Source organism: Nostoc sp. (assembly GCF_041747015.1).
GTDB lineage: Bacteria > Cyanobacteriota > Cyanobacteriia > Cyanobacteriales > Nostocaceae > Nostoc.
Genome location: NZ_JBGTFY010000414.1, coordinates 1 through 12232 on the forward strand (window position 1 = coordinate 1; position 12232 = coordinate 12232).

At 41.9% G+C, this 12232-nt stretch carries 7 protein-coding genes; 1 reads left to right on the top strand and 6 read right to left on the bottom strand.

Translation table 11 applies throughout. The features are described 5' to 3' along the window. The first annotated feature begins 190 nt into the window (after positions 1-190). Positions 191-385: a hypothetical protein gene (locus ACEW80_RS32310; RefSeq protein WP_373530525.1), complete on the top strand. Its 195-nt coding sequence runs from the start codon at positions 191-193 to the stop codon at positions 383-385. Between the two features lie 172 nt (positions 386-557). Here ACEW80_RS32310 and ACEW80_RS32315 read toward each other — a convergent pair whose 3' ends face one another. The 6 genes from ACEW80_RS32315 to ACEW80_RS32340 form a co-directional block, all read right to left on the bottom strand. After that, positions 558-1850, bottom strand: a complete 1293-nt coding sequence (locus tag ACEW80_RS32315; protein ID WP_373530526.1) for a YbjN domain-containing protein — start codon at positions 1848-1850, stop codon at positions 558-560. Between the two features lie 25 nt (positions 1851-1875). Continuing rightward, positions 1876-3111, bottom strand: a complete 1236-nt coding sequence (locus ACEW80_RS32320; RefSeq protein WP_373530527.1) for a glycosyltransferase — start codon at positions 3109-3111, stop codon at positions 1876-1878. Beyond that, positions 3104-3808: a hypothetical protein gene (locus ACEW80_RS32325; RefSeq protein WP_373530528.1), complete on the bottom strand. Its 705-nt coding sequence runs from the start codon at positions 3806-3808 to the stop codon at positions 3104-3106. The genes ACEW80_RS32320 and ACEW80_RS32325 overlap by 8 nt, the downstream gene beginning before the upstream one ends. Further along, positions 3801-8057 (bottom strand): DUF4157 domain-containing protein, encoded by a 4257-nt coding sequence (locus tag ACEW80_RS32330; protein WP_373530529.1) that lies wholly within the window; start codon positions 8055-8057, stop codon positions 3801-3803. Before ACEW80_RS32330 ends, ACEW80_RS32325 begins: the two co-directional genes overlap by 8 nt. A 506-nt stretch (positions 8058-8563) precedes the next feature. Further along, on the bottom strand, positions 8564-9655 hold the full coding sequence (locus tag ACEW80_RS32335; protein WP_373530530.1) for a hypothetical protein: 1092 nt from the start codon (positions 9653-9655) through the stop codon (positions 8564-8566). Positions 9656-9774: 119 nt separating this feature from the next. Next, positions 9775-12045: a CHAT domain-containing protein gene (locus ACEW80_RS32340; protein ID WP_373530531.1), complete on the bottom strand. Its 2271-nt coding sequence runs from the start codon at positions 12043-12045 to the stop codon at positions 9775-9777. Positions 12046-12232: the final 187 nt, after the last annotated feature.

Genomic DNA, 12232 nt, shown 5'->3' on the forward strand with positions numbered 1-12232 from the left:
AGAGTTTCAATTTTTCGATACATTTTCTATATTTATGTGAGGATTTTTACCCATTTTACCCGATTGCCTTGCACTTTTTTCCCATTTATAGACTTCAATCACTATTTGTACAAGGGTTTCAGCTTTAATCAGCAAGCCCTACATATCTGCTCTTAATGAGTATCTGAAAATTGTCCCAACACCTTTGGGGATGCAGATAAATTATCACAGAGTTTACCGCACAGTAGCAGATATTGACTATCAACAAGAGTTACTCAATTCTCTGTTAACGACACCTGCACCACAAGTTGCTGCGGTGGCTGTTGGTCATGCCCCTGAAGCAGCAGCAGAACCCAAGGTAATCAGTCTCAAGACTATCAGTAAAAACTTCTGGCGACATTTATAAGGTTCAAGAGCGTGACTGGCAAAAAGCTGGTTACGCTGTTTTCTTAACAATTATCATTGACGCTTCCAGAAATGAGTGCCCAACTAAATATCATAAGCTGTTCTTAAAAATTCTAAATTTATTTGCTATGTTTATAAAAATCTATCTTCACTCAATTGGACGATTATCTTTTTTATAATTCGAGTTGTGTGATCATATCTTTAGGCTCGGCATCACTCTCAATCACCGCGATAATTCCAGGTAAATATTTACAGCACTTCCGGCTATTATGCAATACAGTTTTTATCCCTGCCTCTCTCCTATCATCACTTTCAGCTATGAGGATGTACCTCATAGCTGCCGGAAGTGCTGTATCCATCATTGTTACGTTGGCATAAACCAACTGCTTGATGATTTCAAAGCTGAGAAAGTCGCCTTTAACATCAATACTGGTTTTGTAGCATATTTCTCCAGATGCAAAGTCTAACTCAAAGTTGCCAATTATCATACCAGAATTTGCTCTCATCAAAAAGTCAGCTACAGATAGATGCTTATTTTCTGGTGCGTTAACAGGGCAAATCGAGTAAAAAACAAATTGCTCATGTTCATCTCTTGTTTTGGCATAACAAGTCCATTTCCCATTCTTACCTTGGAAAGCTGTCAGCAAGACTGGCTCTCCTTGAATTTTAGTGAAAGGCCAGTCGTCTTCTATGAAGAAATTTATTACTTCCTCGCCAATGGGCTTATTAAAAGTGACGGATTGAGCAATCGCATCATTTGCAGCATCAGCCAATTCTTCAAAAGCATGGGTTACTTCTTCAAAAATCTCAGAAATTGCGGCCTCGGTTGCTATCTGTCCAGTATCAGCGAACTCGTCGAATGCTTTAGTAATTTCCTCTACAGACTCAGAGATTGCTGTTTCAGTTACAGCCGACATATCGGTATCTGCCCAATCTTTGAAAAAATTAATCATTGCCTGAGAAATTTGCCCTTTGGAAGTTGCTTCTTGGGCGATCACAAACGGATCAACATAAGCCCAGAAGGTGCGATAACCAATTACACCCGAATCCTGTGCCTGCTTAACGTGCAAAGCAAACCAACTCTCGGTAGATACCAGTGAATTATCAGACTGTTGTTGACTTAAGTTCTGGAGGTACGTTGCTGTCTCTTCTGGGTCGGTGGCGTGATCAGACAGTTGCGGCAGCAAGTCCGGCTGTAGAGTTGCTTCGATTGCAATATCTATTTCGGGCTGGAAGCTATCGATAGTAAAGGGCCCGCGTAATTCTGGTTTAAGGTTGAATAATGCCTCATTATCAATGTGTTGGTAAAGTTCCGGGCTGATTTCTAAGGTGAGATGGCATTCGCTGAGGGAATCTTCCTGCTTGGTGAATGACAAATCTACTACACGCACGGTTATGGGCAATTCTGAGTTATTGCGTAGAGTCAGTTCCTTGTCCAACTGGCAATGTTCGGTGGTAGTGTTCATCGTCCTCATAGCCTCCATGTTACGTTCAACTTGGAACTTTAACTGTTAAAAATGACATTATCTCGTTAGCAGCACTTTTCGGGCTATTACTATTTTCTAATAAGTTTTTGAAGTGTTGAAGGTGATTTTGCATATCATTATCCTCAACTACTTTTTTTACAGCTAGTTTGACTTGGTTTGCTGTCAATTCAGATAGAGATAAAGGAATGCCAACTTTATTTCTCTTGATCAGCCACGCATTGATTGTCTGATCGTTGTTGAAAGGGATTACCACAGCAGGAACTCCCTGCGACAGCGCCTGATAGATTGTACCATTTCCCCCACAATGAATGACTGCTTGGGAGTGCTTGAGAATCTCTGAGCCAGGAATAAAGCTTGCTACATGAATATTTGAAATTTTAGGTACGGCATCAGGATGTATAAAAGCACCAGTGGTCAAAACTACTTCATAATCAGGATCGTTTTTAAAAGCATCAATAACAAGCTGAATAAATTTTTCTTTTCCGGTATTGCCTGTTGTGGCATAAATCAGTTTTGAGCTATCAATATTTTTTAGGTAATCTGGAACTGTATCGTTCAATCCCTCCCAAATTAGCGGGCCAATATAACGGAAGTTTCGAGGGAGATTTTCCAGAGGACAATACTCTGGTAAATCAGCGATTAAGGTTAAATCGCCTGTAAGAAAATCATAGAGAGAGACGAGCTTTTTGAGTCCGTATTTTTGGGCAACTTCTCGAAAGGGAGCTGCCAGTGTTCTTTTCTGAACTCGTTGAATGGCTTTTGATGCTACAGAGGCTAGCATATGATCAAAAGGTCTTGTCTCTTTGGGAATTATGACATCGACGGGATCGAAATAATCCGTCATGTAGCCATTCACGACTGATATATATGGGATTTTTGCAGCTTTAGATGAAATTGCCGCAGTTAGGCGGAAATCTCCAATAATGGCATCAGGTTTAAAGGCTTCAATTACTTTTAATTCGTCTTTGACACATTGTTCAATTAAGGCTGGTGTGTAGGCGGCAAAGACATTGCTACTGAAGTCTGTAACGAAAGCATCTGATACGGGGAAAAACTGAAAATTGTAATGTTTTAAAATCTGGTTATTTTCTTTGAAAGCAAAGGCAATTTTTGCCCCCTGCTGTTGGAGTTCTAGGGCGATCAGGACTAAGCGATTGAAGTGCGACCGACCTATTGCCCCAGCGAAACACAGAATTTGCTTCTTGATAATTTTGTTAAATTGCTGTGCTTTTTCATTCATTGAATTTGATTTTTCTCAGGATTCCTAAAACTTCAGGGTAATCAAAACAATGAAGATCCTCTATAAGGGAGTTGCCCAAAATCATACTGATACCTTTGATATTCGCAAAATAGCTAATCACATCCAATACATTATGCGATGAATAATCTAGTGTAATTAAGAGCTTATTATCTTGGGCAAGTTGATCAATATCTTCTATCTGAAGCTCTTCAGGATAGTTAGGAGATTCATTTTTTAGGAATTTCCAGGCATTTTTATACTCTGGTAGCAAATCAATTTGGAAGTAAACACTATTCAATTCTCGTTTTTCCAAAAAATGACTTAATATCCAAGATGGATCGTCATCATGAGATGCTGTAATACCTGAGCAAATAATTTCAATTTCTTCTGACTTTAAATAATCGATAAAATCATCTGGGGGAATTTTATATCCTGAAAATTGCACATATTTAAACCCCACTTCTTTAATCAATTCTATAATTTCATTTTGATTATCTTTAAATAAAAATTCGCCAGTATAATTAGATACTTTTAAGTGCTTTTTAATTGAAATTGCAGTATCTAAATCGATGGTTCGCTCATCCCCAAATCTTAAATCTTTAGACAAAGATACACTAATAAAATTGGCTCCTAATTCTTCCAATTCTTTTGCTTCTGTTACTGATTTAACCCTGTCAACTTTAATAATTTTAGTCATAGAAAATATATTTTCCTCCTAAACTCTCGATCCCTTTGAATGAACGAGGAACAACCCAAACTTTTCCTTGTGTATTGGTAGAAATCTTCCAATAACTAACCCCTTCGGGTGTATGACGACCACCACCAGGATGTACTTGAATATTTGTTATTTCTGGATGCCCTTTAATCCGAATTTGCACAGCTTTGCCAGAAGTGCCTTTCTTTATACTTTGTTCTACAATAGCTTCAAATCCGGCTTCTTTAAATTGCTTTGCAATATCATTTGCTGATTTACCTACAAGAGATGTTGGGTTACTTACAATGTTATCAACAAATTTTCTTGCCGCAGCTTTTCTAGCTGCATGATCGGTTGTCTCTTTCTCACCGCGTTCAGCCCCTTCTTGACCTGGTTTTCCACGTTTCCCAATTCCCAGCTTATCTTTGAGGCGATTCCATCTGTCCTTCAAAAATCCTAGTAGACGCTGTTTAATACCTCCTATTTTCTTTTGAATCCAAGCAAGGGCTTTGTCTTTCGCCAACTTCACCCCTTGACGAATCAGACTTGTGACGCGATCGCGTGCTTTCTTAACCAGTCTACGCCCTAAATCAGTAGCTCTTTTTACTTGTTGGCTACTCCATTGCCTAGCCTTTTGGGCTGCCTGCCGCCCTTTTTGAATAGCACTTTGAGTAAATTCTCTGAGGAGAGTTGTTGCCTTGCGCGTGGTATCGGCAACCTTGCGAGTAACCTTAAGTACTATATCCTTTGTGCGCTGTGCAGCAGCTTTCACAAAGTTGGCCGCTTGTGAAACGCGATTTTGGAGGGCATTAAAAGCATTTTGCGCCATTCCCATAAATTGGGATAGCGCTCTACCCATTAACCCTCGTCCTTGACTGACAACAGCACGAGCTTTTTGCATCGCACCAGTGACAAATCCACTAATCCGTGACCTTAGTGCTGTAACAAGTCCTCGCGCTCGTTTACCAGCTGCCTTAGCAAAATTGACAGTTTTCTGAGCAAATTGCCTCACGCCTTGCCGTAATCTTCCTCCTTGCCGGGATGCCCATCCCAGAAATTGTTTCCCATAGCGACGCGCACCCTTAAGCATCCCTTTGGCTTTTCCTAAAGCTGGACCTAAGACCTTATCTGCGTTTTTCAAGACACCACTAAGTGCCTTACGGATAGCTCCCTTTGAACCTTTGCCAACTGCTTTGATAGCATCCCCAACACCTGGGATGATACCAATAGCTGTTAGGGTGAGATTAATCCAAGCGTCAGGGTCTTTGTATCCCCCTTCGTGGAGTTTCTTGACATTGGCAATTATGTCTCGGATGTCTGCCGCCTGCCCAGCATAGGGGACAAACCCAATCGCAACCTGCCCAATGGTATTCCAAATAGTTGGGTTTTCATTGAAATCCCCAACAACAGCACCTTCAAGTAATTCTTTTCCGACATTAAAGCCAGCTGCTGGAACAGATTCTACCTTTTCCGCTAGGTCGTTTAATCGCTCTAATTGGCTAGGTTCTTGTACGGGCGCTGGGTCAGAAGACTGTATCCCGGCAGCAGCTTTAGCGCGTTGGTTTTGTTCTGCTTGTATAGCTTGTGCAAATAGTTGCCTTCTTTGATTTCTTGCCATACGGAACGCAAGGTGCTGCGGCAAGAAAACATCCCAGATAGTAGGATTAGCTTGTTTATAGGCAGTTGCAATCCGACTACCGAAATTCTTGACTGCGCTCCATCCACTTGAGCCTAAACGCATCAAAGGCTGGATAACGTTGTTTTTTACCCAATCAAGCCCTCTTTTTAAAAAGTCTTTTCCTTTATCTACCGCCCCTGAAGCAAAGTTACGGACACCTTCTACTCCTGCACCAACAACGTTTTTTGTTTTGTTCCATCCCTTTGAGAGCCAGTTGCGAACTCCACGCTGAATTGATATTGGGCTTGGTGTAATACCTCCCTTTAGTAATTTTGCTTGAATTATCGGATTGGCCGTTTTGAAAGGTTGCTTTTGTAACTCTTTATTCAGAGAAAGTTCGGTACTGAGTGTAGGAAGTTCTTTTGCTTGAAGTGATTGTTCGTCTTGTTCTAGCAAAGGTTGTGGGCGCAGTTCCTTATTTAAGGAATCCTCAACAGTGCGATCGCCGAGTTCTTTTGCTTGAAGTGGTTGTTTGTCTGGTTCTAGCAGATGTTGTAGCTGTGATTCTTTATTTGCAGAATCATCGACAGTGCGATCGCCGAGTTCTTTAGCTTGAAGCGGTTGTTCGTCTGGTTCTGGCAGAGATTGTAAACGCAGTTCTTTATTTGCGGAATCATCGGTAGTGTGATCGCTTAGTTCCTTGGCTTGAAGTGATTGTTCATCTTGTTCCTGCAAAAGTTGTAAGTGTAGTTCTTTATTTGCGGAATCATCGACAGTGCGATCGCCGAGTTCTTTAGCTTGAAGTGGTTGTTCGTCTGATTCTGGCAGAGATTGTAAACGCAGTTCTTTATTCGCTGTATAAACTTCCGTAGCTACTTGCTGCTTCTTTTGGGCTGGATATTGAAAATTTTGATTATGAGTTGTTGATGGATTTGCATCACCGTTGGCTGCGGCAATTGTCTTGTGTGCTGGAAGTAAAGATGCTACTTCATTTTCATTTGCTGATTCTTGTTGCTGGTCTTGTTCTTTTTCGGCATCAGTCTCTAAATCTAATTGCTCTTGTTTGTGGTTGTCTTGGTTGGTTTGTTGCTGAAAATTCTCTTGTGGTTGAATTATTCCTTGAGATTCAGCAGATGAAGTCAACAGAGATTTAGCCTGTAATTTATCTTTTTTCCCCGTTCGGTTAGGGATTGATTTCGCTTGTACTGCACCCCCACTCTGCTGAACAACGTGGGTTAACTCATGGGCAAGTAATTCCTTCCCGCCCTGACTTTGTGGTGCATATTCTCCCTGCCGAAAAAAGATATCCTGTCCTGTGGTGAAAGCACGAGCTTGGATAGATTGGTTAAGCTGGTGAGAACGGCTGTCGGTGTGAATTTTAACACCCCCGAAGTCTGTTCCAAACGCCTGCTCCATTGGTTGGCGAATATCGTCTGATAGCGGTTGTCCACCTCCACGCGCTTGTTGAATTGAAGATTCTAAATTAGGTGTGGCTGCCACTCCATCTGCTTTACTTTTACGTTGTACTAAAGGAGTAATGGCATCTCCCAAAAATTTCATTTGTAGTTGGTCTTTTTCATCCTCTGGCAATTCTTCCCGTTGAATAGGTTGATTATTTACAGGTTCGCTTATTTTCCGCATTACCTGTTGGGCTACCCGATCAGCTTCTTGCTCGTAAATGTCCCCCGGCTCATTAACTGTCAGTTTTGTTTGTGGACGGTGCAGTGATATTCGACTAATGTCATGTCCAAGTCCCAATGGCACTGAAGGGATGGCCAAACTTCCTAGAGATTTCATTTGTAGTTGATCTTCTTCGCCCTCTGGTAATTCCTGCCGTTGAATAGGTTGATTATTTACAGGTTCGCTTATTCTCCGCATTACCTGTTGGGCTACTTGATCAGCTTCTTGCTCGTAAACGTCCCCCGGCTCATTAACTGTCAGTTTTGTTTGTGGACGGTGCAGTGATATTCGACTAATGTCATGTCCAAGTCCTTTATTTGAAGGTTGCACCTCTGTAAATGCTTGAAATGAAGCACCAAGTGACTTCATTTGTAATTGGTCTTCGTCTTCTGGTAACTGGTTTTGGTCTTCTGATAACTGGTCTTGGTCTTCTAGTAATTGGTCTTCTTCTTCTGGTAATTCTTCACGTTGTAGCGAAAAACTCTTTCCCAGAGATTTCATTTGTAATTGGTCTTCGTCTTCTGGTAACTGGTTTTGGTCTTCTGATAACTGGTCTTGGTCTTCCGCTAATTCTTCGTCTTCAGTAGGCTGTGTGTCTACTGGCTCACTCATCCTCTGCATTACCTGATGTGCAATACCACTAGTTTCCTGCCCATCAAAATTTTCTGGCTCGTTTATTGTAAATTTCGCCTGTGGAGAACGCAACGATATACGACTAATATCGTGACCAAGAGGTTTTTCTTTGATAGCTTCTGGTTCTAAAAATTGCTCATCAGTAGACTGTGTTCCAATAAGCTCGTCTGTTGTTTCCGTAACTGTCTGAAGCGGAGTATTGTTTGTTGAACTAAAACCGCGCGTTGGATTAGCCAATGTCGGAATATTGGATGAGACAAGTGATGGATTTGTATAATTCGATTTTCCTGCGTTGTGCCGCTGAAAAGTGCGATCGCTCATCTCTTGCTTCCTACATTAACTAGCAAAGCCGATTTCTTTATCCCAAAACATCTGTCCAATAATTTTATAATTTTATAATTTTATCGGGAAACCAAAATATAGACTTAAGTTCAATTCTGCCATGAAATATTAAGAAAATCTCATACAAAGTTCACTTTATTAAGCAATCAGTAAAAACTTGAAGTTAATCATTAATTATTGTGTACAAAAATATAAAAACCTGCTGTGATGTTGCCTTTATTTATAAGTGTATTAGGAAAAGCTCAGTATAAATTATTATTAACAGCTAAATAGAGGCAAAATAATAGTAATTGGCTTGAAAATGAGATAAATAACCGCTCTTGCTGGAAATTTGTAACGCTCACGCTAATGGTAAAGAAATTCTAGTTGACCAAACAATTCGCAATTCGCAATTCGCAGTTCGCAATTGCGGACAAAATTGGAAATTGATTCATTTAGGGTTACAAGCCCCTCAATTTATTGATGAAAAAAATAAAAAATACTTATCAATATTCAAGCCCCAGCATCGACGGCATGGGGAAAGAAATTGCGAATTGCGAATTGGTAATTGCGAATTGGAGATGACACTGCTTATAAGTTTTGAGTTTCTGCATACGCCCCGGTCGCATATTTGACCTCGCTACAATCGCCTCATGCGACCATTTTCCAGGATTGGGGGCAGGCGTGGCGGAACAAGTGCCTTCATGAACTGCTTTGACTCCTACACCTGAAATTGAATTTTCAACTAACAACGAAGTGGGATTATTTTGTTCTACCTGCCCCTGAGTTTGATTAATGATCGCAGAATTTAAAGATTTTTCATTTTGAGCGACGGGCGCGGCGGAACAGGCCTCTTCATGAGAGTCTTTCGGCTCAACACCACCAGAGAGGTTTTCAGGCAACAACGAAGCAGATTGAGCCTGTACAGCATCCACAAGCAGCAGCGATGTACAGTCATTCGCCGTAGGCGAGTCTTTCTCCTTCTCTGACACGCTTTCAACAGACTGAGGCGACGCGACCCCCAAGGGAGCGATCGCCGTTTCCTCCTCACGCGAATTTCCTGTAAGCGTGTCAGAGTTACACCTCACAAACTCTTTTGTAGAGTTTGTGAGGTGTTCTTGAACAGTTCGTGAGGGTTTCAGAAACCTTTGCTCTGACTCACTTTGACCTAAAATCGATGCTTCATACAAAGCACCTATTTCTTCAGAGCCAGCACCTTTCTCTGAATCCCCAGCATTTGGTTCTCGTTTTTCAGCATCTAGTTCAAGTTTTAGAGAATCTGATTGCTGATTTTCAGCATTGGCTTTCTCCCAAAACTCCTTCATCCGGCTACCATGTAAATTCTTCACCATCCAGCTAGCCGTTTCTCGTCCATCCTGAATCGACTTGTCGGGCTTGAAAATGAACAACCCGCTTTCAGATAGAATTTTCTTTGCAGAGATAAAAGTACTGTAACCCATCTCAGTAGAAAGGGGCATCCATCGAGAACCATAAGGGTCAGCCGTCCAGCATTCTTGCCATAGCTGATTGACTGATGGTTTTTGCTGGGAAGCCCAAAACATAACGTGAAAAACCACATCTTTCGTAGGGGTTAGCATGCTAAACCCCTACAGCAGGGTCTATTTACGATCAAAGGACAATTAAGAAAAGCCTGAAACAACCTATTTTCTTTAATACACATCACGATAAATTTGTACAGTGCGTAAGTCCTAATTAATTACGAATTATTGCGCCATTCACCTTGCAGAGTGAAAGCAGCCCAATAACGGGGAGCTTGCCAATTTTTATGTTGCCACAAATACAGTTGTGCATCTCTCAAAGCAGCAATAGGAGATTTACCTTGCTGCCACATTTGGCGATAAAATTCGCTCATCAATTCCTTAGTTCCCTCATCGTCAACACTCCATAAAGACACCACTACTCGTTGTGAGCCTGCATACATTAGTCCTCTTGTCAATCCTACTAACCCTTCCCCCTGAACTTCCTTACCTCGCCCAGTTTCACAGGCACTCAACACCACCAAATCGGCGGGTAAATTCAGATTGAAGATATCGTTGAGCCGCAGATAACCTCTTTGGGGCTTACCTTGTTTGTCTACCAACGAAAGTACAATGCCTGATAACTCTGGGTTAGTGCTGTCGGCAAAACCGTGAGTTGCAAAATGAATGATGCGGTATTGACTTAGTTGTGGGTTAGTTACCCAGTTGTAGTTAGCATCAAAATCAAAAGCTTGTAGGCTATCTTTTGGCGAGACGAGTTTGAGAATTGCCTCTGCTTCTTGGCGAGTATAATCAAGTCGTCCCCAACCGTTGCGGTTAAGATTTTTGGCAGACCGTTCTAAGGCAGAACGTTGTAGGTCTAATTCGGGAGTTAAAAAATCTTTATCTGGTTTGCCAGTGACCCGCGAATCAGCAGTAAATACCGGGTCAGCGAGAATGGCTAGGGCTTTGGGTGCGGCTTTGCGTCCTTTGGTTTCCTGTCTAAGTATGGCTATGGTTGAGGCTGAAGGAAGATTGACGATTTCATGATTTATAAGCAGGGGTTGGTAATTGAACCTTCTGCCTCCGCTAGGGGATGGGAGTTTATTCTGCTCCGCCTTCTTCGCTGGTAGAGAAGCAGGTTGGGGGTTTAAGTCAGCTAATGCCGCAAAGGGAATATTTTGCAAAGTACCATCACCGACAATTACCAAGCGTTTTTTCCCTAACTTCTTAGCGACAGGTGCAAGGATGATTTGACTCAGTTGGGTTGCAGCTTGGACGGTTCCCTTCGGGTTTGTAACTACTACCAAACTTTGGCGAAAATCATTTGTAGCTTTCTCTATCTGTTCGCGTCCAGGTAGTTCATAAGTATCGAGAGAATTGGGAGTGACAGCCCAAAGATAGCTGCGTTCTTTACCTAAAGAATATTGCAAAAGCAGGGTGTCTGAATCGAGTTGTTGCTGAATTTGAGCTAATTTCAGAGGGTCAGGATATTTCAGTGCTGCATATTTGGGGCTAGTTGTACGGATTTTGGTTTGCAGTTCTCGGTATTGGTTAAGGAGGTCGGCAATTTCTTTTTCGAGCTTTTGGATTACGGTTGTTGGTGCTTGATTTGGTAATTCTTGACGCAGTTTACCTTTAGCATCAAGTTGTTGCTGCAAGTTTTGTTCTTCTGCTAGTAGTTTCGGGTCAACGCCTTTACGAATATTGGCATTAGCTTCTGTTAATAGTTCTAAAAGACCACGGGCGCGCGATCGTTCGCTAATATGCAATGCCAAAGCGTCGTATCCTGTAGATGGGTCTTTTTTATGCAACTGCATCAGCAGGTCGATGTAGAACTGATAGTAACCCTGTACAGTGGCAAAATAGGAAGTACGCAGTTCTTGACTGTCAATTTTGGTGCGTAAATCTTCAATAATTTTGATTGCTGCTTGGATATGTGTTTGGGCTTGTTGGAGGTTGCCGCGATCGCCTTCTAGCAAAGCCATGTTAGAAAGAGTGGTAGCTTCCACTCCCCTGTCCCCCACTGCACGCCTTATGGGTAAAGCTTGGTTGTAGTATTTGAGCGCTTCTTGCTTTTCTCCTAATGAGTTGTAGACTGCGCCAATATTATTGAGGGTGATGGCTTCCACTCCCCTGGCCCCCACTGCACGGAGTATAGGTAAAGCTTGGTTGTAGTATTTGAGCGCTTCTTGCTTTTCTCCTAATGAGGAGTAGATAAAGCCAATATTATTGAGGGTGAGTGCTTGTCCAGGTTTATCATCAACTTGTTGCCAAAGCTTCAGCGCTTCTTGCAATTTTCCAATCGCCTGTCGCAGTGATTCTGCTGTCCCTTGTTGATAAAGCTGCATTCCCTCTTGATAAACCCGTTCCGCAGTACCGCGAGTGGCATTTTGTTGAGTGGTTCCTGGCTCCTGTGCTATCTGCAACGGTCTACCTCTCAGTGTTGCCCCCACAGCATCAGAGAGCAAAACTGCACTCAGCAACAAAGTTAAACTATAACGGGTCAATTTCGGTAGCAAGCACCAAAAAACCCACTGAGACTTTGCACTCCCCCTATACTTTTGCAGTTTTTACTATTTGTGGATGAGTAATAATACTCATGGCATGAGAAGAGGATTTCTTTAAAAACTAGTTCACTAACGCGTCGGACTAGTTATTTTTTTTACATAACTAGGTTGTTTCACACTTAATAAG